The sequence below is a fragment of the Trebonia kvetii genome (genome assembly GCF_007827045.1).
GTDB lineage: Bacteria > Actinomycetota > Actinomycetes > Streptosporangiales > Streptosporangiaceae > Trebonia > Trebonia kvetii.
This window is the reverse complement of record NZ_RPFW01000001.1, coordinates 1,278,277-1,302,430: the sequence shown is the minus strand read 5'-3', so window position 1 is coordinate 1,302,430 and position 24,154 is coordinate 1,278,277. Positions and strand designations below refer to the sequence as shown.

The following is a 24,154-nucleotide window of genomic DNA, read 5'->3' as shown; positions in this document are numbered from 1 at the left end:
GTGGCTTTCTGATTACTCGCTGGGTGCTGATCCGCGCGTGAGGGAGCCGGATGCAACCTGTCTCGTTCAACAGCGTCCTGATCATCGCCGGGATCTCTGTCTTCGTCCCGGTGGTGCTCGGGCTGCTGCCCCGGCTGCCAGTGCCCGGCGCGGTGCTTGAGGTCATCTCAGGCATCGTGGTGGGGCCGTCGGTGCTCGGCTGGGTCCGATTCGACGCGCCGGTCCAGGTGCTGAGCACTCTCGGCCTGGGCATGCTGCTGTTCCTCGCCGGGCTTGAAATCGATGTCGAGGGGTTGCGGGGCCCCCTGTCACGGCTCGCGGGCCTCGCGTTCGCCCTGTCGGCCGGGATCGGCCTGCTCGCCGGTCTGCTGTTCTGGCTGGCCGGACAGGCAAGTCAGCCGGTCCTGCTCGGCATCATCTTGATGTCCACATCCGCGGGGCTCCTGCTGCCGCTGCTGAAGGACGCCGGGGAGGCGGGCACCGGGTTCGGCCAGCTGATCATGACGGCATCCGCGCTCGCCGAGATCGTCCCCATCATGCTGCTTTCCCTGTTGTTTTCTGCCGCCGCGAAAACCCCAGGCGACCAGCTCGTGTCACTGGCGATCTTCCTGTCGTTGCTGATCCTGATCGGCCTTGCCGTGTCCCGGGTGCGCCGTCTGCAACGGCTCGACCGGATGCTCGACCATCTGGAGAAGCGGAGCGGCCAGCTGCGGGTGCGCGCAACGCTGACGCTGGCACTCGCCTGCGGCGTGCTGGCCTACCGATTCGGTTTCGCGTCGATTCTCGGCGCATTCGCCGCCGGCTTGCTCGTGCGGATTGTCGAGGTCTCCGGCCGAGAGCCGAACCGGGACTTCCTGAACAAGCTTGAGGGCATTGGCTTCGGCTTCCTGATCCCAGTTTTCTTCATAAGCACCGGTGTCGCCTTCCAGCTCAAGGGCCTGCTTGCTCATCCTGCCGCCCTAGCTCTTGTGCCGTTCTTCCTGCTCGCCCTGCTGGTCGTCAGGGGAGTGCCCGCGCTGCTTTACGTCCGCGCCGTGGGGCGCCGCCGCGCGGCGGCGGGAGGCCTGCTCCAGGCCACCACGCTGACGTTCGTCATCGTGGCGACGGAGATCGGGGTCGAGGACGGAAAGCTCACGCCGGCCACCGCCGCCGCCCTGGTTGCCGCTGGCCTGCTGTCCGCCGCCCTGTTCCCCGCCGCGGCGGCCCGGCTGCTCTCCCGCGGCAGGCGCGGCGGGCGTCGAGCGGAGCCCGTCCCCGTCACCGCGGCCGCCCCCGCCGGAGGGCCAGCGGCCGAGCCGGCACCCGCCGGTGAAGGCAGGGATGTCGTGCCACGGCAACGGGGATCCTCGGTGAGATCTGGCGATGCGACCGCTGGCCTGCGGCAAGACGAGGCGGGACGCAGGGAAGTGCGAGACTGAAATCGGGAGCTGCCATGTCCTTCGCTGAACCCGCAGGCGGCGCACGGCCGGCCGTCAGCGAGGAGGTGCTGGCGCGGGCCGGCTCGATCCAGCTGGCCGGCGACCTGACCGTCCCGGAGAACGCCTCCTCGATCGTGGTCTTCGCGCATGGCAGCGGCAGCAGCAGGCTCAGTTCGCGTAACAGGCACGTCGCCCGCGTGCTGAACGACGCCGGCCATGGCACCCTCCTGTTCGACCTGCTCACCCCCGAGGAGGAAGGCGACAGGGGCAACGTGTTCGACATCGGCCTGCTCGGCGGGCGCCTGGCCGACGTGACCCGGTGGCTGCGCGCCCACCCGCGTGCGGCCGGGGCCGCCATCGGCTACTTCGGTGCGAGCACCGGCGCCGGGGCTTCGCTGTGGGCAGCGGCGGAACCCGGCGCCGGCATCGCCGCCGTGGTGTCCAGGGGCGGCCGCCCGGACCTTGCCGGGGCCAGGCTTGCCGCGGTGACCGCGCCCACCCTGCTCATCGTCGGCGGCGACGACGCGGTGGTGCTGGACCTGAACAGGCACGCACGGGCCGCGCTGCGCTGCGAGAGCGACCTGGCGGTAGTGCCGGGCGCCACGCACCTGTTCGAGGAGCTTGGCACCCTCGACGCCGCCGCCCGGCTGGCCAGGGACTGGTTCACCAGGCATCTCGGCTAGGCCGGCGCGCCGCGACCGAGCATTTACTCAACAGATGCTCAATCCGCGCTCAACATCGTGATAGGAGGATCTCTAGCATCGGCGCGCGCCACTGGATGCCGGCAGTCCGCCCGGCATCCCCGAGGAGACGGCGGTGCCTGACGACCACGCTCAAGGGGGAGTTACCTATGCCTACACGCATTGCCGGGCTGCGCGGCCGGCTGCCCAAGAAGCCGCCGGCTGAGCGGTTCAACATCCAGTACCTGTCCTCGTACCTGACCACGCCGCTGCCCGCGCCGGTTTACCCGGTCGACGTCACCTCCGGAATCACCGACTGGCAGATGCTCGGCAACGGCCCCGACCCCACGTGCACCTCGCACCCGAACGGGGTGGGGGACTGCACGTTCGCCGGATGCCAGCACTACCGGATGGCGAAGGCGGCCGCGGAGAAGGAGACCGAGACCTGGGAGTCGTCGAACGACCTGGTCAAGGAGTACCTCAAGTACGACCACGGTAAGGACGAGGGTGCGAACATCGCCGACTTGCTCCTGTACTGGTACCAGGCAGGCAAGATCCTCGCGTTCGCCCCGGTCGACCACACCAACGCCGCCGAGGTGGACTCGGCGATGGCCGCATTCACCGGCGCCTACGTCGGCGTGAACCTGACCGACGACGCCGACCAGCTCTTCGGCCAGGGGCAGCCGTGGACCGTCGCGAACGGCCAGCAGCCCGACCCGAACGAGGGGCACTGCATCGTCAAGGTGAAGGCCGACGGCAGCCAGCTCGACGGCTGGGTGACCTGGGGCGCCGTCCAGGAGTCCACCCTGGACTGGACGAAGGCCTGCCTGGACGAGGCCTGGGTGATCATCACCCAGGAGGACGCCGCGGCGGCCAACGTGGACATCGCGGCGCTGCGCGCCGATATCGACGCGCTGCACGGCCAGGGCGGCGGCCCAGCTAGCTGACAAACCGACGGCTGACAAGTCGCGGCCGCAACGCGGGGAACCACCATCCGTTCAGCAGATCAACATCGAGATCCCGAACGGGTGGTGGTTTCACCATCCACCCCCGCAATCTCCGCCCGTCACCGGCCGTTGGGCGCCTCTTCGAAGATGAGCACCGTCTGGGTCGCGCGCACCTCGGGGATCTCCTGCAGCCGGGTCAGCACCACGTCGCGCAGCTCCACCGCGTCCCTGGCGCGGGCGCGCACCAGGATGTCGTGCTCGCCGGAGACCAGCGCGACATGGTCCACCTCGGGCATGCTCAGCAGCTGGGCGCGCACTGACTTCCACGACCGCTGGGTGATGTCCAGGTAGACGTAGGCGGACAGCGCGTACCCGTAGCGCACCGGGTCGATGATCGCGGCGTACCCGGTGATGACGCCCTCGCGCTCTAGCCGGGCCACCCGGGCGTAGGCGCTCGCCCGCGAGATGTGGATCTGGTCGGCGAGCGCGCGCATGGACATCCGGCCGTCGGCGCGCAGCGCCTCGACAATCTGCCGGTCGGTCTCATCTATGGCTGCCATATGTCCAGCGGGGGGATTCGCGGGGACGTCGTTGGTAGGCATATGGTAAGAATAACCGCACAAAGCAGAAAACTTGTCTCATATTGGCCGTTGCACCTGGAAAATCTGCTCCCTAAGTGGGCATTCTCTGGAAGAGAAGCACACGAGAGGGAGTGGTGTCATGGCGACGCTCACGAGGCCAGCCAGGACGGCCAGGACAGGCAGGACCGGCAAGGCAGGCGCGAGCAAGGCGGGCAAGGCGGCGGGCAGCAGCTTGCTGCCGAGCGCCGCGCCGCTCCAGCTCATCGACGCCGACGGCCAGCCGGGGCGCGATCCGGGCGGCCTGACGCTGCCCGATCCCGCGGTGCTGCGCGAACTGCATCGCCGCATGGTGCTCGGCCGTCGCTTCGACACGCAGGCCACCGCGCTGACCAAGCAGGGCAGGCTCGCGGTGTACCCGTCTTCCCGCGGCCAGGACGCCTGCCAGGTGGGATCCGCGCTCGCGCTGCGCGACCAGGACTGGCTGTTCCCCACCTACCGCGACTCGGTGGCCGTGCTCACCCGCGGTGTCCCCGCCGACCAGACGCTGTCCCTGTTGCGCGGTGACTGGCACTGCGGCTACGACCCCTACGAATACCGGGTGGGACCGCAGTGCACCCCGCTGGCCACCAACACGCTGCACGCGGTGGGGCTCGGGTACGCGGCGAAGCTCCAGAACAAGGATCAGGTCGCGCTCGTGCTGCTCGGCGACGGCGCGACGAGCGAGGGCGACACCCACGAGGCGCTCAACTTCGCCGCGGTGTGGCAGGCGCCGGTTGTCTTCCTCGTGCAGAACAACGGCTACGCGATCAGCGTCCCGCTCGCCAAGCAGACCGCCGCGCCGACGCTCGCCGCGAAGGGCATCGGTTACGGCGTCCCCTCGCTGCTTATTGACGGCAACGACGCGGCCGCCGTGTACGCGGCGGTCAGCGAGGGCGTCGAGCGGGCCGCGAGCGGCGGCGGCCCGACCCTGATCGAGGCGATCACCTACCGGATCGAGGCGCACACCAACGCCGACGACGCGACCAGGTACCGGGCGAGCGACGAGGTGCAGGGCTGGCTCGCCCGCGACCCGATCGCCAGGCTCGACGCCTACCTCAGGGCACAGGGCCTGCTCGACGACGCGGCCGCGGAACTGCTCACGGCCGAGGCGGAGCGCCTCGCCAAGCACGTTCGCGACCGCCTGAACGCCGATGTCCCCGTTGACCCGGCCGAGCTATTCGAGCACGTGTACGCCCAGCCCACGGCCGCGCTCGAGCGGCAGCGGGCGGCTCTGCTCGCCGAGATCGCGGAGTACGCCGCGGCGGGGGAACCGGGACGGTGACCAAAGCGATGCCAGCCACCGCAAGCAGGGCAACCGCCAGCAAGACCCCGCCCGGCCAGGCCGCGAAAGGCCAGCCTGCGAAGGGCCAGGCCGGGGAGGGCCACGGCTCCGCAAGCCACGCTGCCGCCAGGCCGGCTCCCGTCACGATGGCGGCCGCACTCAACCAGGCGCTCGCCGACAGCCTGACGGCCGACGAGCGGGTGGTCGTCTTCGGCGAGGACGTCGGCACGCTCGGCGGCGTCTTCCGCATCACCGACGGCCTTGCCAAGCGCTTCGGCGACAACCGGGTGTTCGACACGCCGCTCGCCGAGTCGGGCATCGTCGGCACTGCCATCGGCATGGCGATGAACGGCCTGGTCCCGGTCGTCGAGATGCAGTTCGACGCGTTCGCCTACCCCGCGTTCGAGCAGGTCACCAGCCACCTCGCCAAGCTGCGCAACCGGACGAGAGGCCGCGTCTCGCTGCCGGTGGTCATCCGCGTGCCGTTCGGCGGCGGCATTGGCGGCGTGGAGCATCACAGCGACTCCTCCGAGGCGTATTACACGCACACCCCCGGGCTGCGCGTGGTGTCGCCTGGCACGCCGGAAGACGCCTACCGCCTGCTGCGGCAGGCGATCGGCTGCCCCGATCCCGTCGTCTTCCTCGAGCCCAAGCGCCGCTACTGGTCAAAGGAAACGGCGGTGCTGACGACCGACGGCCCGCCGATCGACAAGGCGGTGATCCGCCGGCCGGGCCGCGACGTCACCCTCATCGCCTACGGCGGGATGGTGGCGACCGCCATGGAGGCCGCCGAGGCCGCCGTCGACGAGGACTGGGATGTCGAGGTCGTCGACCTGCGCTCGCTGTCGCCGTTCGACGACCAGACGCTGACCGAGTCGGTGCGCCGCACCGGCCGCGCCGTCGTGGTGCACGAGGCAGCAGGCTTCGCCGGCTTCGGCGCGGAGATCGCCGCCCGGCTGACCGAACAGTGCTTCCACCACCTGGAAGCCCCCATCCTGCGCGTCACCGGCCTGGACATCCCGTATCCGCCGCCGCACCTGGAGCGGTACCACCTGCCGAACACCGACCGCATACTCGACGCGATCGCCCGCCTGCAATGGGAGGACGATGACGATGCCTGACTTCCTGCTGCCCGACCTAGGCGAGGGCCTGGACGACGCCGAAGTCATCGCCTGGCGCATCGCCGTCGGCGACCACGTGACCATCGACCAGGTGATCGCGGAAGTGGAGACCGCCAAGGCGGTGGTCGAGGTCCCCGTCCCGTACACGGGCATCATCACGAAGCTGCACGCGGAGCCGGGCGAGACCCTCTCGGTCGGTCAGCCGCTTGTCACCGTCACCACCGCCGCCGACGAGCCGGCCGGCTTCCGCGAGCCCGGTGTCGTCACTCCCGCGCGAATCCCGGCCACGGTCAGCGCAAACGCGGGCGAGAGCGGCGGCGAGGCCGGCGGCGAAGAGACAAGCGGCAGCGTGCTGATCGGCTACGGCACCACCGCCGCCCCGCCGAGAAGGCGCCGCGGCACCAGGCGCCCCGCCACCGCCAGCTCACCGGCCATGACCGCGCCGGTAGCCGGCGCCCCCCAGGCCCGGGCGGCGGCGGCAGCCTCACCAGCCTTGCCGGCTCCGTCGGCCCTGCAGGCTCCGTCCGTCCCGCCGGCCACGCCCCAGGGCCCCGCGCGGCCGGGCCGTGTCGCGGTGATCTCGCCGCTGGTCCGCAAGATCGCCAAGGACGCCGGCCTGGACCTGGCGAGCATCCAGCCGACCGGCCCCGAGGGCCTGGTCAGCCGCAGGGATGTGCGCCTCGCCATCGCCGGGCGCACCGCACCGATGGAGACAGCACCGCCGGAGACAGCGGAGCCAGCCACGGTGCAGCCGGCGGCCGCCGGCCTGCCCGCTCCCGGCGAGCGCCGCATTCCGCTGCGCGGCGCGCGCCGCGCCGCGGCCGACAAGTTCGCCCGCTCCCGCCGGGAGATCCCCGAGGCCACCGTCTGGGTCGACGTCGACGCCACGGAGCTTGTCGAGACGCGGCGCATGCTGAACGCGCGCGACCCGCAGCGGCCGGTCAGCCTGCTCGCGCTGCTCGCCCGCTTCTCGATCGCCGGGCTGCGCAAGTACCCGGAACTGAACGCCCGGGTCGAGCCGGAAGAGATCGTGATCTCGGACCGGGTCAACCTCGGCTTCGCCGCGCAGACCGAGCACGGCCTCGTCGTGCCGGTCGTCCCCGACGCGCACTTGCTGTCCACCAGGGACCTGTCCGCGCGGCTCGCCGAGCGCACGGCGGCCGCCCGCGAGCGCCGCCTCGCCCCGGCGGACATGGCGGGCGGCACGTTCACGGTGAACAACTACGGCGTGTTCGGCGTCGACGGGTCCGCCGCGATCATCAATCACCCAGAGGTCGCGATCCTCGGCGTGGGCCGGGTCATCGACCGCCCCTGGGTCACCGACGGCCAGCTCGCGGTCCGCAAGGTCACCGAGCTCACGCTGTCGTTCGACCACCGCGCCTGCGACGGCGGCACGGCCGGCGGCTTCCTCCGCTTTGTCGCCGACTGCATCGAGTCGCCCGCCACCGCCCTCGGCGACATGTAACAGGAACGCCTCGGCTAACCCGCACTCTGCTTAACCGGCGACCATTTTTCTCCACTCTGCTTAACCGGCGACCACTTTCCCGCCCGGTTTGCGGCAAATGTCGCACCGGCGGCTAAGCAATGTCCCAAATGTCCCGTCACCGGCTAAGCAAAGAACAGCCGATCCGGCCCGTCGACGAGGATGGTGCGCCGGTCCGCGGCGTCCGGCGCCCAGTCGGCGAGCAGGTTGAGGATCTGGCCGGTGTCCCGCTGCCCGTCGGGCAGGTGCGGCCAGTCAGAGCCCCAGATCAGACGGTCCGGCCGGGCGGCGACGAGCGCGCGCCCCAGTGGCGCGACCGCGCTGAGCGGCCGGTACTTCGCGACCCGGTAGGCGCCGGACAGCTTGATCCAGCTGTTGCCCTGCCGCAGCAGCGCGAGCAGCCGTTCCTCGAACTCCGGGTCGTCCTCGGTCATGTAGCCCATGTGGTCGATGACGAAGGTGTCTTCGAGGTCGGCGAGGAACGGCAGCAGGTCGCGCACGACCGCGCCTGGCGTGTAGAACTGCAGGTGCCAGCCGCGCGGCGTGGCGCGCGCGGCCATCCGGCGGATATAGCCGATGATCTCCTCGACCGGCCAGGACGCGCGGGCGAACAGGTCGAGCCGGATCGCGCGGACGCCGATCGCGTCGAACTCATCGAGCTCCGCGTCGCTGGTGTCCTCCGCGATGCGGACCACGCCCGCGCAGCACGCGCCGAGCCGCCTGAGCGTGTGCACGAGCAGGCTGTTGTCGGTGCCGTAGAACGTCGGCTGCACGAGCACCATCCGTTCGATGCCGAGCGTCTCGGTCATCGCGAGGTACTGGTCGATCGTCCCGTCGGGAAACGTGTACAGCGGGTCAGGCACGTGCGGGTAGCCCGGCTCGAACACGTGGAAGTGGCTGTCGCACGCGCCCGCCGGCAATGACGAAGGCCGGGCGCGTGTTGCTCCCGGCCGGCCGCATCGGGGTGCACTGCAGGATGTCTGTCACGCGAGGAACCTTTCCGCGCGGGCGGCCGCGCCGGCGTAGAGCATGTCGGTGTCTGTCCCGGTCAGCCGCAGCGGGCACACGCCGGCCGCGTCAAGCTCGCGCAGCAGCGCCGGGTCGCCGATGCCGCCCGCCATGAGCAGCTTCCCGTGCCGCCGGCACGCGTCGCCAAGTGCGGCGACCGCGGCGCTGACCCGCGGGTCGTCGTAGCGTCCCGGCACGCCGAGCTCAGCGGTGAAGTCGTTCGCGCCGAACGCCAGCATGTCCACGCCATCCACCGCCGCGATCTCGTCCGCGCTTGCCACGCCGGCCGGGGTCTCGATGAGAATCTGCACGATGGTCGCGTCGTCGAGGGCCGGGTTCAGTTCCGCGGCCGGCACCGGCCGCATGCCGAACCGCGGCACTCCTGCGAGCTGCGATCGCTGGCCGCGGGGCGCGAACCGGCAGGCCCGCGTGACCGTCGCCGCCTCGGCGCCGGTCTCCACCCGGGGCGCGATGATGCCGACGGCGCCCCCGTCGAGCAGCCTGCCGATCGCGCCGTACTCGCGTTCCGGCACCCGGACGAACGGCGTCAGCCCGATATCGCTCGCCGTCTGGCACAGGCTTGCCGCGACGTCCAGCGGCATCGTGGAGTGCTCAAGGTCGACCATGACCGCGTGGTGCCCGCTGGCGCGGGCGACGCGGACGACGTCGGCGGTCCGGCCGCTGCGGATCGCGAGCATCAGCGTGGTCTCGCCGTCGCGCAGCCGTCGCAGGAACGCGTTCAACGGCCGGCTCCCGCGTGCGCCGCGTCGCCGAAGAACAGGTCCATCAGCCGCGGGTGGCAGGCGATGTCGCTTGCCGTCCCGTGCAGCGCGACCGTTCCCGCCGTCAGCACGGTCGCGTGGCTGGCCAGCGAGAGACCGAACCGGACGTTCTGCTCGACCATGAGGATCGTGGTGCCCGCGGCGTGCATCGCGCGGACGCTGTCGCCGATGACGGCCAGGCTGGCCGGGTCGAGCCCGAGTGTCGGCTCGTCGAGCAGCACGACCTTGGGCTCGAGCATGAGCGCGCGGGCGAACTCGACCATCCGCCGCTGCCCGCCGGACAGCGTGCCGGCGAGCGCGCCGGCCCGCGAGGCGAGGATCGGGAATGTCTGCGCGAGTTCCTCGTAGCGGGCATCAAGGTGCCCGCGCCGCTTCCTGATCACGTAGCCGCCCATCAGCACGTTCTGCCGCACGGTCAGCCGGGTGAACAGCCCGTTCCGCTGCGGGACCTGGGCGATGCCCGCCCGCAGGATCGCCTCGGGTTCGCGCCCGGTCAGGTCGGTTCCGTCGATGGTCACCGAGCCCGCGCGTGGCCGCAGCACGCCGCTCACCGCCTTGAGCACCGTGGACTTGCCCGCACCGTTCGGACCCACGATGCAGGTGATGCCGCCGCGGGGGACGCTCAGGTCCACACCGCGCAGGATGTCGAGGCCGCCGTAGCCGGCGACCAGTCCGTTGATCTCGATCATGACGCCTCCGCCTTGCTAGCCCCCGCCTGCTGCGACACCGCCTGGTGGGCCAGCGCCACCTGGTCGCCCAGGTACGCGTCGACCACCGCCGGATCCGCGCTGACCTCGGCCACCGTGCCGCTGGCGATGATCGCCCCGTTTGCCATCACGTGCACCCGGTCCGCCAGGCTGGCGAGGAACGCGACGTCGTGCTCGACGAGCAGCACTCCGACGCCGTCCGCGCGCAGCCGCCTGATGATCGCGGCGAGCCGCTGCGCCAGCGCGGGACTGATCCCCGCGGCCGGCTCGTCGAGCAGCACGAGCACCGGGTCGAGCCACAGCACCTGGGCCAGTTCGATCAGCTTGCGCTGCCCGTAGCTCAGCGTCCCCGGGCTGACGTCCGCGTAGCCCGCCAGTCCAAGCCCGGCAAGCACCGCCATTGCCCGGTCGCGCTCCGCGGCGGTCACCCGCGGCAGCGCGAGCCGTGGCGGCGAAAGCCGTCGCTCGGCGATGACCACGTTCTCCAGCACCGTCAGGCTGGGAAACAGCCGGGGGAGCTGGTAGGTCCTGGCGAGCCCGGCGTGCGACCTGGCCGGCCGGCTCGCTCGCTCCGCGCGGCGTCCGGCCAGGGTCAGCCGGCCGGACGACGGCCAGACAGTGCCGTCGATCAGGTTGAACAGCGTCGTCTTGCCGGAACCGTTCGGCCCGAGCAGTCCGGTGACGCTCGCCGGTGCGATGTCCAGGTCCACCCCGTAGACCGCCCGAAGCCCGCCGAACGACCTGGACAGGCCGCGCATCGCGAGCACCGGAACGCCACCGTCGCGGACGCCCGCCTCGGCGGCCGAGCCCTGGCCATAACCGGCGCGACCCGCTGCCCGGGGCCGGAGCGCGCTCCGGTCGCTGTCTTCGCCGGCCGGCCCCGCCCCGTCGGCCTGCCCCGCCCCGGCGGTGCCGCCGGTTGCGGCCGCAGGTGCCGCCAACCGTTCGGGATGGTCGTGTTTGCGGTCTTTCCAGTCGGCCAGGGTGGGCAGGATGCCGCGCGGCAGGAACAGCACCACGCCGCCGAGCAGGCCGCCGAACAGCAGCAGCCGGATCGCGCCGGCGTCGGCGCCGCCCAGGCTGGTGCTGGTGAAGTTGGCGAGCGGCTCGATGATGAACGCGCCGAGCACCGGGCCCCAGAGGGTGCCGCGGCCGCCGAGCAGCGCGGCGAGCACGATCAGCATGCTTGTCACGATGTCGAAGACCGCGCTGACGTTGAGGAACGTGACGTAGTAGGCGTAGAGGCCGCCCGCGATGCCGAGGAACGTCCCGCCGAGCACGAACGCGACGGCCTTGTAGGCGCCGGTCGCGATGCCGAGGCCGGCCGCCTTTTCCTCGTCGTCCTGGATCGCGAACAGGCCGAGGCCGAGCTTGCTCCGCCTGACCCAGGCGGATGCCGCGACGGCCAGCACAAGCAGGCCGAGCAGCGGGTAGTAGAACGGCCAGTTCTGGTAGCTCAGCGACCAGGCCGGGATCGGCAGCGCGAGGCCCTGGCTGCCGCCGGTGAGGCCGGACCAGATGGTCGCCACGATGCCGAGCAGTTCGAGCGCGGCGAACGTGACGATGATGAAGTACATGCCGCGGGTCCTGCGGGTCACCAGGGACAGCACCGCGGCCGCGACCGCCGCGACCAGGCCGCCGGCCAGGCAGCCGAGGAACGGCGAGACGTTCTGCTTCGCGGCGAGGATGCCGGTGGCGTACGCGCCGAGGCCGACGAACGCGCTGTTGCCGAGCGAGATGTAGCCGGCGTAGCCGCCCATGATGTTCCAGCCGGTCGCGCCGATCGCCAGCAGGAACGTCATGATCAGCATCGCCTGGTAGTACAGATCGTCGGAGACCAGCGGGAACACCGCGAGCGCGATCAAGGCGACGGCGATGAGCGCACGGCGGATTCTTGCCTGGGTCAAGCCCTTGCCGTTCATGCCGGGGCGTCCTGCCTGGCCGCCAGCGTGAACAGGCCCTGCGGCCGGATGAGAAGGACGAGCAGGATCAGGATCGTCGGCACCGCTTCGGCCCAGCGGACCGAGATGTAGGTCGAGGTGAGGGCCTCGGCGAGGCCGAGCAACAGCCCGGCGGCGAACGCGCCGGTGACGCTGCCGAGCCCGCCGAGTATCACCACGCTGAGCGTCACGCCGATCCACGTGTCCTGCGAGTCGGGGGTGAACTGGTACAGGAAGCTTAGCGCCGCGCCGCCGAAGGCGGTGGTCGCGGTCGCGATGGCGAAGATCCAGGTGCCGATCCGCACGGGCTCGACGCCGACCAGGCGCGCGCCCTCCGGGTTCTCCGCGGCGGCGGTGATCGCGTGGCCGAGCCAGGTGCGCTTCAGTCCCGCCTGCAGCAGTGCTGTGACGCCGATCGCGAGCAGGCAGGCGTACAGCTGCGCCCTGGGGATCTCCACCCCGCCGATGCGGAACGCCTGGTTGAAGTAGGCCGGGGTGGTGGCGACCGGGTTCGGTCCCCAGGCCAGCGCGATGATGGCCTCGGCGACCAGGGCGACCGCGAAGGTCACCACGATGGTCAGGCCGTGGTCGGTACGCTGCACCCGCTGCACGATGAGCCGGTAGACGGCGACGCCGAGCGCGCCGAGCGGCAGCGTCACGATGAGCCCGCCGAGCAGCGGATCGATGCCCAGGTGCGCCCACAGCGAGTAGCAGAGGTAGGCGGACAGGATGAGGAACGCGCCCTGGGCCAGGTTCACGATCTTCATCACGCCGAACGTGAGGGTCAGCCCCGTGGCCATCAGCGCGTAGACGCCGCCGGTCAGCACGCCGAAGATCAGCGCCTGGATCAGTTCGGTCATCCGTTGCCCCAGGCGGGCTTCGTAAGCAGCACGGTCTTGGTGGTGGCGGCCGACGAGGGCGCGACGATCTGCAGCGTGCCCTGCTGCCACTGGGAAAGCAGCAGGCTGCCCTCCGGGTCGCCGGCCTTGTCCCACTTGAGCGGGCCGACGATGGTGCTGACCGTGTGCGAGTGCAGCCACGTGGCGAGCGCCTTCTGGTCGAGGCTGCCGACGGCCTTGACGGCGGCCGCGAGGACCTGGCCCGCGGTGTAGGAGTTGGCGGCGTCCTCGGTGGGCGGCGCGCCGAACTTCTTGGTGTACGCCGAGACGAAGGCCGCGTTGCCCGGGTAGGCGGCGGTCGGGCTCCACGACTGGGCGGTGAAGACGCCGTTGGCGTTGTCCGCGCCGCCGATGGCGCTCGGGTAGGCCTCGTCGGTGGGTGCGTTGGTCTGGAAGAGGATCTTCGGGTTGTAGGCGAGCTTCTGCAGCGACCTGACGAACTGCGCGCCGTCGTCGGCGACCGCGCCCTGGATGATCATCTGCGGCTGCGCGTGCGCGATGGCCGAGGTGATGGAGTCGAAGTTCGACGTGTTCGGGTCGTACACCTGGTAGTAGACGGTCTTCACGCCGAGCGCCTGCAGCCTGCTGCGGAACACCGCGACCGCCGGGCTGGCGCTCGGGTCGTCCTGGGTGACGTAGGCGGCGGTGGCCGGGCGCTGGCTTGCGGGCAGGCCGGCGATCCAGGCGACGAACCGGTCGGGCAGGCTGGTCGTGGTGCCTGGCTGCGCGAAGAACAGGTCGGTGAAGCCGCGGGTGAACAGCGTGGCGGCGCCGCCCGACGGCTCCACGTAGAGCATGCCCTGCCGCGCCGCGATCGCCGAGGCGGGCGCGTTGAGCAGGCTGGAGAACGTGCCGAGCAGCAGGTTGACGTGGTCCTGGCTGATCAGCCTGGTGTAGTCGGCCGCGGTCTGGTTGGGGTCGAAGCCGTCGTCGAGCATGTCGAGCCTGAGCTGACGGCCGAGCAGGCCGCCGTCCGCGTTGACCTGGTCTGCCCACAGCTCGTAGCCCTGATAGCCGGACTTGGATACGTCGGCGACCGGACCGGTCATCGGCAGCGACATGCCGATCGTGATCGGGCCCTGCGCTGCCGAGACTGAGGACCCTGACGAGCCGCAGGCGGTGAGCGCCGCGAGGGCGAGGGCGGTGCCGGCCGCGATCGCGGTGCCGGCGGCAAGCCTGGGAAGGGTGCGCTGACGTCGTTGTCTGTTCATAATTAACTGCCTTCTGGGGTGAGATGCGGATAGGGCTCGCCGTCGAGGCCGGGAACGGTGACGCGGAACGGGTTGTTGCCGTGCCTGACAAGCTCGCTGCTCACGTAATCGGTGACAGCGCCAGACAGGAGCTGCCTTGGGTCCTCCATCACCACGCGCAGCCGCGTGACGAGGGCGAACCAGTCATCGGGGCCCTTCAGGGCCGGCTTGACCGCGACGCTGGCGGTGCCGGGGCCGATCACCGGCCGCTCGGCGGACGGGGCGGCGAAGCGCGGGTAGCCACGGAACATGCCGTCGGCCAGTTCGGACGTGGCGCGCAGACCCGCCCACAGCCGGCGGTAGTAGTCCTCCATGGCCGCGGCCACGGCTCGGTCGCCACCTTTTTCCGCGCCGCCTGCCGGGTGGTACGGCGGGAAGACGGAGGCGTGCGGCGCGATGAACAGCCGCTCGGGCGCGAGCCGGCCGCGAGAAACGGCGCGGACGACCCCGGCGATGCTGTGCGACTCCTCGGTGACGCCGGAGGTGGGCCGCCCCGCCTGGCCCGCGAAGATCACCATCGCTCTCGTCCAGTCGATGCCCGCGGCGTCCAGCCAGGTGATGAGCCGGTGCGCGATGTCCATGCCGGTCAGGTAGAACGTGGCGATCATGACCCGGTTGAACGGGACGGGCAGGCTGCCGCCGGCCGCCGGTCCCTCGAGGAAGTCCCGGCGCACCGCCGCCATGGTGAGATAGGCCGGGTCGTCGAGGGCTCGTTCGAGGAACCGTTCGGCCAGGCGGCAAGAGTAATCGACCATGGCGGCGACGCGCTCCTCCCGTCCGGCGAACGCGCGGACCGCGATCTGATCGCGCCACAGTTGTGCCGAGCTGGCGGCACGGGCGGCCTTGGCCGCCTTGTGCAGGCGGGTGGCGTCAGCGCGCCAGCCGTTGTTGCCGTCTTCCAGCTCGCGCAGCCTGGCAAGCGTGGCGAGCGCCGGGCCGAAATGGGAGATGGCCGCGAGTTCCTTGAACCCCCGGCTGGCGAACCGGTAGGGCTCGATGACCGGAGTGGCGCCGCCGCCCGGGTAGAGGGCGATGTCGGTGCCGGTGACGACGAGCAGCGGGTCACGCGCCGCGTCACTCGCCGCGGCCCGCGCCAGGTGCGCGCCGATGCTGTCCGGGCTCGCGGTGTAGGTGGTGAACAGCTCGACGAGTTCGGGGCTCTCGAAGGGTGCCTGTGACATCAGCGGGCTCCGGCGGAAAGCTCGTAGCGCACGGTTTCGGCGGAAAAGCGCAGCTCCGGCGTGAGCGAGTTGGTGACGACGAGCTCAACGGTGTCCGGCTCGCTGCCGCCAAGCACCGCGACGTCGGTGCCGCCGCAGGTCGGGAACGTGGCGACCTCATGCAGCTTGCCGCCGTCCCACTCGTAGACCTGCGAGTCCAGTTCCGGCTGCGGATCGGCCGGCGTGCCGAGGATGAAGTTGATCCGCACCAGCAGCGTCCGCCCGCCGCAGCGGACCACCGCAAGTTCCCGCGCGCCGAGCCCGTCGAGCACCTGGGCCTCGGCGAACCGTGCGCCGTCCCAGCGCAGCAACCGCGTCGGCGCGGCGATGCAGGCGGCCGCGAGGTAGCTCTCGCCGTTGTCGGCAAAGCTGGCGAACGCCCGGCCGGACTGCTCGGCAAGCACCTGATAGGGCTGGAGCAGCGCGCCGTCCCAGCGGTACAGCACGCTCGGCCCGGCATGCTCGGCGTGCGCGACGAAGAACTCACCGCCGGCCTCGAAGGCGTGCCAGTTGTAGGCCCAGCGCGACGGGATGTGCTGGAACTCGGCGAACGTCGAGCCGTCCCACTCGTACACGACTGAGTCCCGGTTTTCGTCCTGCTGGTGCCCGGCTTGGCCTCCGGCGTGCCCTCCGGCTTGGCCTCCGGCGTGGCCGGGCGGGAGGGCGACGCCCTGGGCGAGCCCGAGGAAGTGCCGGCCGCCGATCCGCCAGTGCCGCCACTGCTTGGCCGCGTACGTCGGCACCTCCTGGAACGGCACGAAGCGGTCGTATCGCCACTCGAAGATCGTGGAGGTCGTGGCGAACTCATAGGGGCCCGCGCCGGTCCTGATGCTGGCGACCGCGAGGAACGAACGGCTCCCGATGGTGAAGAACTCGGCGTCCTCGCCGCCAGGCGCGGGCAGCGTGGCCGACGGGTCGAAGCGGCCGCCGCTGCGGTGCAGCAGGAGCAGTTCGGTGTCGCTGTCGCCGCCGTTCATCCCCGGGGGTCCGTCAGGTACGTCCTTGGCGAGCTGCGGGATGGCGAGCAGGTCGCGGCCTCCCACCCGGACGGGCTCGACGGCTCGAGCGCCCGAGGCGGGAATCCGCTGGACCTCGGTGAGGGTCACTGGCATGGCATCACTACAGCAACGGCCGATCGGCCAGACAAGTAATCTGGAGTTACTATCGGCGACATGCTCCGTTAATGGATGTGACGTTTCGCATGCTGGATGTCCGGAAGCTGATCATGCTCCAGGCGGTGATGGCCGAGGGATCCATCGCCGCCGCGGCCCGCCGCCTGCAGTACACGAGGTCGGCCGTGTCGCAGCAGTTGTCCGCGCTCGAGGCCGAGGCGGGCACCGCGCTCATCGACCGGACGAACAACCACATCACGCTCACCCCGGCGGGCCGCGCCCTGGTGGAGCACGCCGAGCGCATCCTGGTTGAGCTGCGCTCGGCGGAGGCGGTGCTGGCCGGCGCCGGCACCCAGATCTCCGGGCTGCTGCGGGTGGGCATCCCGTTCCGCGAGGGCCCGCACATCATGAGCCGCGGGCTCACCGAGGTGCGCAGGCGGTTTCCCGACATGGAGATCAGGCTCGCCGCGATCAGCGACGACGAGGGCGCCGACGCGGTCCACCGCGACCAGCTGGACCTGGTCATCGTGTCGCGCTTCGGCAATGCGCGCGAGCCCGCCAGGGCGGGGCTGCGCGAGTGGGTGCTCGGACATGACCCGCTCCGGCTCTGCGTCCCGCCGGATCATCCGCTTGCGGGTGCTCAGTCCTGCGACATGGCGCGGCTGGCAGGCGAGCCCTGGGTCATGTGCCCGCGCACCGCGCTCGGCCGCCTGGTGCGAAGCATGTGCATCACCGCGGGCTTCCAGCCGAGGGTCGCCGCGACCGTGCACGACGTCGGCACCGCCATCAGCCTGGTCGGTATCGGCTGGGGCATCACGGTCGCACCCGAGCTCACCCCGGCGGCGACGCCGGCGCCCGTCGTCCGGCTGCCGATCGAGGGTGTGGACACCAACCGGTATTCGGTGCTGATCGTCCGCGACGGCGAGCACCTGTCACCGCGGATGGCGGCGACCATCTCCGCTGTCCGTTCGGTCAGCGCCGAGCTGCGCGCAAGCGCCACGGGCGCCGCAGGCGATTGAGGCCCGCAACGAGAAATTCGTCCTGGAATTGCGCGCAGCCCAAGCAAGACGCGTCCGTTCCGGAAATAACGGCGCGCTTCAAGAACCAAAAACTCGGTTGTGAATTGTCAGGCCGGCTGGCTAGCCTGGGTGGCCGCTGGCGCCCCTGACCATGGCGGCCGCGGCGGACTCCATGGTCCAGTTACGGCCCGCGAAGACCGACCTTCAAGGCGTTTCGCCCCCAGGGCAGGGTTTGAGCTTGGGCGGGAGCCTGCAAGTCGCTGGTGTACCCGCTCTCATGCCACGAAACACGCGGAATTCACCATCCGTTTAGTGTGAACGTGAAGCCGTCATAATCAGAATTTCCGCGATCATCGGCCGATCACCGGCGGCGCGAGGAAACGCGAAGCGCCCTTCTCACGCCTCGCCGAAGTCCGGGTCGCGCTTCTCGAACCGGGCTGTCACGGCCTCCACCTGGTTCGGGCTGCCGATCAGCGCACGGATCTCCACCTGTTCCGCCGCGAACCCGGACGCCAGGTCGGTCCGCCCGGCCAGGTCGAGCAGCCGCTTGGCCGCACGGATCGCGTGCGGGCTGCGCCCGGCGATCTCCCTCGCCATCGCGAGGGCGGCAGCGAGCGGATCGGGGTCGGTACGGGTCGCGAGCCCGATCCGCACCGCTTCCTCGCCGCTGACGATCCGCGCGGTGTAGGTCAGCTCCTTCGCGACGTCGCGCCCGACAAGCTCGGGCAGCAGCTGGGTGCCGGTCATGTCGGGGATGAGTCCCCAGTTCACCTCGAACACCGATAGCCGTGCGTCGGGCGTGACGATCCTGATGTCGGCGCCGAGCGAGATCTGCAGGCCGCCGCCCAGCGCGTTGCCGCGCACCGCCGCGATGACCGGGACGGGAATCTCGGCCCACACGTAGGCGGCCCGCTGGCCGGCCGCCCTGGCCGGGCCGGCTGAGGGCGGAAGCTCGGCGGTGGCGGAGACCCGCTCGCCTGACTGCATCGCCTGGAACGAGCCGAAGTCGAGTCCGGCGCAGAAGTCGGGTCCCTCGCCGGACAGTACGACTGCCCGCAGTCCCTGCTGGGTCTTCAGCCGCTCCCCGGTAGCGACCAGCGCCGCGAACATCGCGGGGTCGATCGCGTTCCGCTTCTCCGGCCGGTTCAGCCGGACATCGGCCACCCCGCCGTCAAGCCTGACGGTCACCCGCTCCGCGGCATCCGCCGTCGTATCGCTCATCGGCCCTGTCCTCCGTCCGGCGCACCCTGGTACCGAATCCCGGTACCGCGAGCGGCGGCTAGCCAACGACGAGCCGCCGCTTGCCGACGCTACCGGACGGTAAGCCAGTCAGGACCACGGCCCCTCAGCTCAGCGACCGATCAGACCCGCGGCCCGGCGCCGCCGCCCGCCGCTCGCCCGCCGGCCAGCGGGCGGCGCCAGGGTCCGCAGCCGCAGCTGGACCTGCGCGCCGCCGAGCGCGGAGGTGCCGATCTTCAGGCCGCCGCCGGTGGACTCGGCGACGCGGCGGGCGATGTCCAGCCCGAGTCCGGTGGAGCCCGCCCCGCTGCTGCCGCGCCGCAGCGCCGCGTCCGCGTCGGCGATTCCCGGCCCCGCGTCCGCGATGAGCACGAGCACGGCGCCTTCGCCGCGGTGCACCGTGACAGCGAATCCCGTGCCCTCGGGCGTGTGCTTGAAGATGTTTCCGATCAGCGAGTCTGTCGCGGCCGCGAGATCAGACCTGGGCAGAGGAACGGTTGCGGTTTCCTCCGTCCCGCTAAGCAGACACGGCCGTGCCTGGTCCTCGGCGAGCGCGGACCAGAAGCCGAAGCGCTCCGCGATCACCTCGGCGGCGTCGCAACGGGACGGCTCGTCGGGCGCCGGCCGCCTCGCGGCCCTGATGACCAGGTCGACCTCCCGCTCAAGCCGGTCGATGGCGAGCCGGGTGTCGTCGGCGGCGCGGCCGGGCCCGAGGGCGGCCGCGTTCATCCGCAACGCGGTCAGCGGGGTACGCAGCCGGTGCGGCAGGTCGGCAGCCATCGCCCGCTCCGCGGCGATCAGCCTGCTCAGCCGCTCGGCCATGGCGTTGAACGCGTGCCCGGCGGCGGCGAGTTCGGCGGGACCGCGTCCCGTGCTCCGCGCGTTCAGGTCGCCGTCGCCGAGCGCGACGGCGGCCAGCGCGAGCTCGCGGGCGGGCCGCGTGACGCGGGTGGCCAGGCGGTCGGCGACGACGACGGAGACACCGATGAGGACCACCGCGATGGCGGTCATGACAGCCCAGGACGCGGCCACGCCACGGGACACTTCGGCGGCGGGCACGTACACCTCGGTGACCGCCATCCTGCCGCCGTCAAGCGCCACCGGCTGCAGCACGGCGTAACCGCCGGGAACCGGCGTGATGAAGGACCGCGCCGCCGCGGCGGCCGTCCGCAAGTCTGACGTGGTCGCCCGCCGCGGCCCCCCGACTAGCGTCCCCTTCCCGGCCGGCGACGTGCCGGTGAGGTACACCGCGAGCTGCCCGGCCGCGCCCGCCGGGGTGCTCGCGATGGCGCGGTCCAGGGTCGTCCGGTCGGTGCTGACCGCGAGCACCGGCTCGATCGCCGCCCCGGCCAGCTGGGCTGAGGTGAACGCCCGGTCCCGTGCCACGTCTTTGACGATGATCGCGAGCGGGATGAGGAACGCGATCGCGACCATCGACGTGACCGCCGCCGACACCAGGGCAAGCGTCGTCCTGACCGACGCCCGCCCGGGACTAGCGGCGCTCCTCATCGAGGTTCGTCGAGCATCACGCCGACGCCGCGCACCGTGTGCAGGTAGCGCGGCTGGGCGGCGGTCTCGCCGAGCTTGCGCCGCAGCCAGGAGACGTGCACGTCGATCGTCTGGTCGTCGCCGTAGGCCTGCTGCCACACCTCGGTGAGCAGCTCCCTGCGGGAGACCACCGCGCCGGGCCGGGCGGCGAGATAGGCGAGCAGGTCGAACTCGCGCCTGCTCAGCTCAAGCAGGCGTCCGTCGAGCAGCGCCTCCCGCCTGGACAGGTCGATGCGCAGGCCGGCCACGGCGATGCAGGGCGCGGACACGGTCGCCTGTCCGGCCCGGCGCAGCAACGCGGTGACCCTGGCCGCCAGATGCTCGCCGGAGAAGGGCTTGACCACGTAGTCGTCGGCGCCGTCGTTGAGCAGCCGGATGATGTCCGACTCGTCGTCGCGGGCGGTCGCGACGATGACGGGTGCCGCGCTGATCGCGCGAATCATCTTCAGCGCCTGACCGCCGTCCAGGTCGGGCAGCCCGAGATCGAGCACGATCACGTCGGGCGCATCGTGGCTGACCTCCCTGATTCCGTCGAGCGCCGTTCCCGCGGTGCGCACCGCATGCGACCGTTTCGTGAGTTCGGCTGCCATCGCCGAGCGGACGTATGGGTCATCCTCGACAATTAGCACTCGGGCCATGTTCCGAACCGTACGGATTCGTCGGGTCGAGTGCTGCATTATTGCCGACATGGTGCGGATCATGGCGGCCTTCGCGGCCTGGGCGGCGGGAACCGCCGTCGCGGTGTCCGTCACCTGGTTCGGCGCGAACGTGGTGATCAGGAACGCGGGGGTGGGACCCGGCATGCCCGTGATCAACGCGGCAGTCCTGCCGACGCCCGCCGTTCCGTCCGCACCGCCGGGCCCGCCGCCGGTGACCGTCCGCGCAGCTGCCTCGGCGGCGACATCACCGGCGGTGACTGCCCAGGCCCGGACCGGCCGCGCGACCGCGACCGCGCCCGCAAGCCCGGCGTCCCCGTCCCGCTCCCCGTCCCCGTCCGCCTCCGCGTCCCCGTCCGCCTCTCAGACGCCGGCCGGAGGCGTGCGTGCCTACACGCTGGCCGGCGGTCGCGTCACGCTCGCGGTGACACCGACCTCGGTGCAACTGGTGACGGCGGTGCCAGGCGACGGCTACGCGGTGCAGACCTGGTCCGGCACGGGCTGGCTGCGCGTCGACTTCAGCTCGGGCCCGCTGGTGTCGTCGCTGATCGCCAGCTGGTACGAGCACACGCCGACGATCACCGTCGAGAACTGACCGCCTGTGACCGCGCACATTTCCGCTAAGCCCAGACAGCTGGGGCCAGCCCGGCCGCGGCTCGGCCGGGCGCCCGGCTCGCGGCTTGCCGCGGTGGCTGTACTGGTTGCCGCCGGCGGTTTCTGCGCACTCGTTCAGGGTCCCCAGTGGCGTTCGTCCGCCGCGCTCGCCACGGTCAACCTCGCGGTGTCCCTGCTCTTCGTCTTCACCGGCCTGATGCTCCGCAAGGAGCACGGCCAGCAGGGCACGGCGTGGGCGCTGATGCTCGCCGGCTTGTTCCGCTCGGTGGACTTCATCGACGCCTGGCACGGGCCGTGGTCGCCGTACACGCTGGTATTCGGCGGCGTGGACCGCATTTTCGGCGCCTGGGCGCTGCTGCGGTACCCGAATCCCGCGCTGTCCCCGCTGCACCGGCGGTACCTCGTCGCGTTCGCCGGGTGGATGCTCGCCGGCCGCACGCTGCTCGCGGTGACCTCGACGGCGCGGTGGGACGGCGCGCCGACCGCCTCCTGGTGGCCCACGCTGTTCCCCGACGAGCAGCTTTCCGAGGTGCTCAACTACGTGGCGCACGGCGGTGAGGCGGTCGGCGGGATCACGCTGCTCGCACTGCTGATGATCCGGCTGAAGAGAACACGGGGCCTTGACCGCATCGTCATTACCCCGATCATTGTGGCCGGCATCGCCGCGGTGGTCGCCGGAATGGCGTCCGCCGCCATGATGATGCTGAGCCTGTCCGGCACACCCAACGGCGCGTACCTGACGGAAGGCGTGGTGGACTTCGCGATTCCCGTCGCGTTCCTGATCGCCGTGCTGCAGCGGATGCTGCTCGTCAGGAACGTGACGGAGCTAACCGCCCAGATCGCGGCGGGCGGCGACCTCGGCGCGGTGCGCCGCGCGCTGCGCAGCATCCTGCACGACCCCACCCTGGACGTACTCGACGCGTCCGAGCCGAGCCTGCTGGCGCTGGACAGCGGTCCGCCGGGACGGCTTGTCTCCTACATCCGCGCCGGCCACGGCGCGCCCATCGCGGTCGTCGTCGCGGACCCGGTCCTGGTCAGGTACCGCGAGCTGTTCGACGCGGCCACCGCGGCGAGCGGACTCGCGCTGCACAACGCGCAGCTGCAGGCGAGGGCGGCGCAGGCGCAGCTCGAGCAGGTCAAGGCATCCCGCGCCCGGATCGTCGAGGCCGAGCTCGCGGAGCGGCGGCGCCTGGAACGCGACCTGCACGACGGCGTGCAGCAGCATCTGCTCGCCATCACCGCGTCGCTGACCGCCGCGATGGCCAACACCGTCGACGAGGAGGCGAGCGCCGCCTTCCGCGAGGCCAGGGAGGGCCTGCGGGCGGTGCTCGCCGAGCTGCGCGACCTGGCGCACGGCATTCATCCCGCTGTGCTGTCCCAGAGCGGTCTCGGCGCCGCGCTCGAGGGCATAGCGGAGCGCCTGCCGCTTCCGGTAAGTGTGGACGTGCCGCCGGGCAGGCTCGACGCCGCCGTGGAGGCGACCCTGTACTTCATCGCCTGCGAGGCGCTCGCCAACGTGGTGAAGCATGCGGGCGCGGACAGCGTGCATGTCACCGTGCGGGCCGGGCAGTCCAGGCTGGTGATGGAGATCGAGGACGACGGCATCGGCGGCGTCGCGGCCGGCGCCTGTCACGAGGAGAGCAGTCACGGCCTGGCCAACATCGCCGACCGGGTCGGCGCGCTCGACGGCGACGTCGTCATCGACAGCCCGCCCGGCCAGGGAACCCGCCTGGCGGTGATGATCCCGTGCGCATAGCGATCGCCGAAGACTCCGGGCTGTTCCGCAGCAGCCTGGTCCTGCTGCTGCGCTCCATGGGCGCCGAGGTGACCGCGAGCGTCGCCTCCGGCGAAGAACTGCTCGCGGCCATCGGGGCCGGCCTGCCGGATGCGGTCATCCTCGACATCCGCATGCCGCCGTCGTTTACCGACGAGGGCATCCGCGCCGCGCATGAGATACGCGCCAGGCATCCAGACACCGGCATCCTGCTGCTGTCGACCTACGCGGAGACCAGCTACGCGAGCCAGCTGCTCGAGACGGTGCCGTCCGGGGTCGGATACCTGCTGAAGGACAACGTGACCGACGCCGACGCGCTCATGGAGAGCCTCGCGCGAGTGGCCGCGGGCGAGACCGTCGTCGACCCGGCCATCGTGCGCCAGCTGCTGGGCAGAAACCGAAAACCGAGCGCGCTTGACGCGCTGAACGAACGCGAACTAGCGGTGCTCAGCCGCATGGCCGAGGGACGGTCCAACCTCGGCATAGCCAAGGAGCTCTACCTGAGCGCGCGCACCGTCGAGACGCACGTCACCAGCGTCTTCACCAAACTCGGCCTAACCCCGAGCGACACGGAGAACAACCGTGTCCGCGCGGTCCTCACGTTCCTCCGCACGGCCGGCTCACCGCGGTAAGAGTTCCGCCGGGCGGAGGCGAAGCCACGATCCCGTTTTGTCCCCCCTCGTGTCCTCAGCCTCCGCCGCAGCAGGCCACCAGTCTGACACCCCGGGGCCAGGCTCCTCATCGTGGAAACCACGCCCAAGATCGCGGGTTTCCCCTCTTGACTCCCTTTTCCGCATCTGGCCCACGATGATGCCCAATCCCGGATTTCTTGGG

At 71.2% G+C, this 24,154-nt stretch carries 22 protein-coding genes; 10 read left to right on the top strand and 12 right to left on the bottom strand.

The features are described 5' to 3' along the window. Positions 1-50 precede the first annotated feature (50 nt). The 3 genes from EAS64_RS05940 (at position 51) to EAS64_RS05930 (ending at position 3,045) form a co-directional block, all read left to right on the top strand. Positions 51-1,418 carry a cation:proton antiporter gene (locus EAS64_RS05940; RefSeq protein WP_145851637.1) on the top strand — a complete coding sequence of 456 codons (1,368 nt, stop codon included), beginning with the start codon at positions 51-53 and terminating at the stop codon, positions 1,416-1,418. Between the two features lie 14 nt (positions 1,419-1,432). After that, positions 1,433-2,101 (top strand): dienelactone hydrolase family protein, encoded by a 669-nt coding sequence (locus EAS64_RS05935; RefSeq protein WP_246115536.1) that lies wholly within the window; start codon positions 1,433-1,435, stop codon positions 2,099-2,101. Positions 2,102-2,268: 167 nt separating this feature from the next. Then, positions 2,269-3,045, top strand: a complete 777-nt coding sequence (locus EAS64_RS05930; RefSeq protein ID WP_145851636.1) for a hypothetical protein — start codon at positions 2,269-2,271, stop codon at positions 3,043-3,045. A gap of 119 nt (positions 3,046-3,164) precedes the next feature. On the opposite strand, the gene EAS64_RS05925 is transcribed toward EAS64_RS05930, so the two are convergent. Continuing rightward, positions 3,165-3,605: an Lrp/AsnC family transcriptional regulator gene (locus tag EAS64_RS05925; RefSeq protein WP_145851635.1), complete on the bottom strand. Its 441-nt coding sequence runs from the start codon at positions 3,603-3,605 to the stop codon at positions 3,165-3,167. Positions 3,606-3,765: 160 nt separating this feature from the next. Here EAS64_RS05925 and pdhA point away from each other — a divergent pair, with 160 nt between their 5' ends. The 3 genes from pdhA to EAS64_RS05910 all read left to right on the top strand — a co-directional run bounded on the left by pdhA (position 3,766) and on the right by EAS64_RS05910 (position 7,533). Beyond that, entirely contained in the window at positions 3,766-4,947 is a 1,182-nt protein-coding gene (gene pdhA / locus EAS64_RS05920) for a pyruvate dehydrogenase (acetyl-transferring) E1 component subunit alpha (RefSeq protein ID WP_145851634.1), read from the top strand. A gap of 146 nt (positions 4,948-5,093) precedes the next feature. Further along, on the top strand, positions 5,094-6,068 hold the full coding sequence (locus tag EAS64_RS05915; RefSeq protein ID WP_145852373.1) for an alpha-ketoacid dehydrogenase subunit beta: 975 nt from the start codon (positions 5,094-5,096) through the stop codon (positions 6,066-6,068). Beyond that, entirely contained in the window at positions 6,055-7,533 is a 1,479-nt protein-coding gene (locus tag EAS64_RS05910) for a dihydrolipoamide acetyltransferase family protein (protein WP_222849026.1), read from the top strand. The genes EAS64_RS05915 and EAS64_RS05910 overlap by 14 nt, the downstream gene beginning before the upstream one ends. A 143-nt stretch (positions 7,534-7,676) precedes the next feature. Here the strand turns inward: EAS64_RS05910 and EAS64_RS05905 are convergent, their stop codons facing one another. From EAS64_RS05905 to EAS64_RS05870, 8 genes are all read right to left on the bottom strand, one after another. Then, on the bottom strand, positions 7,677-8,471 hold the full coding sequence (locus EAS64_RS05905) for an amidohydrolase family protein (protein WP_222849025.1): 795 nt from the start codon (positions 8,469-8,471) through the stop codon (positions 7,677-7,679). Between the two features lie 63 nt (positions 8,472-8,534). Then, positions 8,535-9,302 carry an HpcH/HpaI aldolase family protein gene (locus tag EAS64_RS05900; protein WP_145851633.1) on the bottom strand — a complete coding sequence of 256 codons (768 nt, stop codon included), beginning with the start codon at positions 9,300-9,302 and terminating at the stop codon, positions 8,535-8,537. Beyond that, complete coding sequence (locus tag EAS64_RS05895; protein ID WP_145851632.1) at positions 9,299-10,030, bottom strand: ABC transporter ATP-binding protein; 732 nt, start codon at positions 10,028-10,030, stop codon at positions 9,299-9,301. The genes EAS64_RS05900 and EAS64_RS05895 overlap by 4 nt, the downstream gene beginning before the upstream one ends. Continuing rightward, positions 10,027-11,970 (bottom strand): branched-chain amino acid ABC transporter ATP-binding protein/permease, encoded by a 1,944-nt coding sequence (locus EAS64_RS05890; RefSeq protein WP_145851631.1) that lies wholly within the window; start codon positions 11,968-11,970, stop codon positions 10,027-10,029. Before EAS64_RS05890 ends, EAS64_RS05895 begins: the two co-directional genes overlap by 4 nt. Beyond that, positions 11,967-12,848: a branched-chain amino acid ABC transporter permease gene (locus EAS64_RS05885; protein WP_145851630.1), complete on the bottom strand. Its 882-nt coding sequence runs from the start codon at positions 12,846-12,848 to the stop codon at positions 11,967-11,969. The genes EAS64_RS05890 and EAS64_RS05885 overlap by 4 nt, the downstream gene beginning before the upstream one ends. Further along, positions 12,845-14,098, bottom strand: a complete 1,254-nt coding sequence (locus EAS64_RS05880; protein ID WP_145851629.1) for an amino acid ABC transporter substrate-binding protein — start codon at positions 14,096-14,098, stop codon at positions 12,845-12,847. The genes EAS64_RS05885 and EAS64_RS05880 overlap by 4 nt, the downstream gene beginning before the upstream one ends. A 2-nt stretch (positions 14,099-14,100) precedes the next feature. After that, positions 14,101-15,318, bottom strand: a complete 1,218-nt coding sequence (locus tag EAS64_RS05875) for a DUF5624 domain-containing protein (protein ID WP_145851628.1) — start codon at positions 15,316-15,318, stop codon at positions 14,101-14,103. Continuing rightward, positions 15,318-16,469, bottom strand: coding sequence for a hypothetical protein (locus tag EAS64_RS05870; protein WP_145851627.1), 1,152 nt, complete (start codon positions 16,467-16,469; stop codon positions 15,318-15,320). The genes EAS64_RS05875 and EAS64_RS05870 overlap by 1 nt, the downstream gene beginning before the upstream one ends. Positions 16,470-16,540: 71 nt before the next feature. Here EAS64_RS05870 and EAS64_RS05865 point away from each other — a divergent pair, with 71 nt between their 5' ends. Then, positions 16,541-17,488 carry a LysR family transcriptional regulator gene (locus tag EAS64_RS05865; RefSeq protein ID WP_145851626.1) on the top strand — a complete coding sequence of 316 codons (948 nt, stop codon included), beginning with the start codon at positions 16,541-16,543 and terminating at the stop codon, positions 17,486-17,488. Positions 17,489-17,884: 396 nt separating this feature from the next. Here EAS64_RS05865 and EAS64_RS05860 read toward each other — a convergent pair whose 3' ends face one another. The 3 genes from EAS64_RS05860 to EAS64_RS05850 all read right to left on the bottom strand — a co-directional run bounded on the left by EAS64_RS05860 (position 17,885) and on the right by EAS64_RS05850 (position 20,913). After that, on the bottom strand, positions 17,885-18,709 hold the full coding sequence (locus EAS64_RS05860) for a crotonase/enoyl-CoA hydratase family protein (RefSeq protein ID WP_145851625.1): 825 nt from the start codon (positions 18,707-18,709) through the stop codon (positions 17,885-17,887). Between the two features lie 129 nt (positions 18,710-18,838). Beyond that, positions 18,839-20,236 carry a HAMP domain-containing sensor histidine kinase gene (locus tag EAS64_RS05855; RefSeq protein ID WP_145851624.1) on the bottom strand — a complete coding sequence of 466 codons (1,398 nt, stop codon included), beginning with the start codon at positions 20,234-20,236 and terminating at the stop codon, positions 18,839-18,841. Then, positions 20,233-20,913, bottom strand: a complete 681-nt coding sequence (locus EAS64_RS05850) for a response regulator transcription factor (protein WP_145852372.1) — start codon at positions 20,911-20,913, stop codon at positions 20,233-20,235. The genes EAS64_RS05855 and EAS64_RS05850 overlap by 4 nt, the downstream gene beginning before the upstream one ends. Positions 20,914-20,962: 49 nt before the next feature. Between EAS64_RS05850 and EAS64_RS43365 the strand changes: the two genes are divergently transcribed. The 3 genes from EAS64_RS43365 (at position 20,963) to EAS64_RS05835 (ending at position 23,952) form a co-directional block, all read left to right on the top strand. Beyond that, positions 20,963-21,526, top strand: coding sequence for a hypothetical protein (locus EAS64_RS43365; RefSeq protein WP_187365709.1), 564 nt, complete (start codon positions 20,963-20,965; stop codon positions 21,524-21,526). Between the two features lie 93 nt (positions 21,527-21,619). Beyond that, positions 21,620-23,302, top strand: a complete 1,683-nt coding sequence (locus EAS64_RS05840; protein ID WP_145851623.1) for a sensor histidine kinase — start codon at positions 21,620-21,622, stop codon at positions 23,300-23,302. Further along, on the top strand, positions 23,293-23,952 hold the full coding sequence (locus tag EAS64_RS05835) for a response regulator transcription factor (protein ID WP_145851622.1): 660 nt from the start codon (positions 23,293-23,295) through the stop codon (positions 23,950-23,952). The genes EAS64_RS05840 and EAS64_RS05835 overlap by 10 nt, the downstream gene beginning before the upstream one ends. Positions 23,953-24,154 lie beyond the last annotated feature (202 nt).

Excerpts from the sequence above, each read along its gene's own strand:
- EAS64_RS05940 (WP_145851637.1), top strand. The coding sequence starts at position 51 with ATGCAACCTGTCTCGTTCAACAGCGTCCTGATCATCGCCGGGATCTCT.
- EAS64_RS05935 (WP_246115536.1), top strand. The coding sequence starts at position 1,433 with ATGTCCTTCGCTGAACCCGCAGGCGGCGCACGGCCGGCCGTCAGCGAG.
- EAS64_RS05930 (WP_145851636.1), top strand. The coding sequence starts at position 2,269 with ATGCCTACACGCATTGCCGGGCTGCGCGGCCGGCTGCCCAAGAAGCCG.
- EAS64_RS05925 (WP_145851635.1), bottom strand. The coding sequence starts at position 3,605 with ATGGCAGCCATAGATGAGACCGACCGGCAGATTGTCGAGGCGCTGCGC.
- pdhA (WP_145851634.1), top strand. The coding sequence starts at position 3,766 with ATGGCGACGCTCACGAGGCCAGCCAGGACGGCCAGGACAGGCAGGACC.
- EAS64_RS05915 (WP_145852373.1), top strand. The coding sequence starts at position 5,094 with ATGGCGGCCGCACTCAACCAGGCGCTCGCCGACAGCCTGACGGCCGAC.
- EAS64_RS05910 (WP_222849026.1), top strand. The coding sequence starts at position 6,055 with ATGACGATGCCTGACTTCCTGCTGCCCGACCTAGGCGAGGGCCTGGAC.
- EAS64_RS05895 (WP_145851632.1), bottom strand. The coding sequence starts at position 10,030 with ATGATCGAGATCAACGGACTGGTCGCCGGCTACGGCGGCCTCGACATC.
- EAS64_RS05890 (WP_145851631.1), bottom strand. The coding sequence starts at position 11,970 with ATGAACGGCAAGGGCTTGACCCAGGCAAGAATCCGCCGTGCGCTCATC.
- EAS64_RS05885 (WP_145851630.1), bottom strand. The coding sequence starts at position 12,848 with ATGACCGAACTGATCCAGGCGCTGATCTTCGGCGTGCTGACCGGCGGC.
- EAS64_RS05880 (WP_145851629.1), bottom strand. The coding sequence starts at position 14,098 with ATGAACAGACAACGACGTCAGCGCACCCTTCCCAGGCTTGCCGCCGGC.
- EAS64_RS05875 (WP_145851628.1), bottom strand. The coding sequence starts at position 15,318 with ATGTCACAGGCACCCTTCGAGAGCCCCGAACTCGTCGAGCTGTTCACC.
- EAS64_RS05870 (WP_145851627.1), bottom strand. The coding sequence starts at position 16,469 with ATGCCAGTGACCCTCACCGAGGTCCAGCGGATTCCCGCCTCGGGCGCT.
- EAS64_RS05865 (WP_145851626.1), top strand. The coding sequence starts at position 16,541 with ATGGATGTGACGTTTCGCATGCTGGATGTCCGGAAGCTGATCATGCTC.
- EAS64_RS05860 (WP_145851625.1), bottom strand. The coding sequence starts at position 18,709 with ATGAGCGATACGACGGCGGATGCCGCGGAGCGGGTGACCGTCAGGCTT.
- EAS64_RS05855 (WP_145851624.1), bottom strand. The coding sequence starts at position 20,236 with ATGAGGAGCGCCGCTAGTCCCGGGCGGGCGTCGGTCAGGACGACGCTT.
- EAS64_RS05850 (WP_145852372.1), bottom strand. The coding sequence starts at position 20,913 with ATGGCCCGAGTGCTAATTGTCGAGGATGACCCATACGTCCGCTCGGCG.
- EAS64_RS43365 (WP_187365709.1), top strand. The coding sequence starts at position 20,963 with ATGGTGCGGATCATGGCGGCCTTCGCGGCCTGGGCGGCGGGAACCGCC.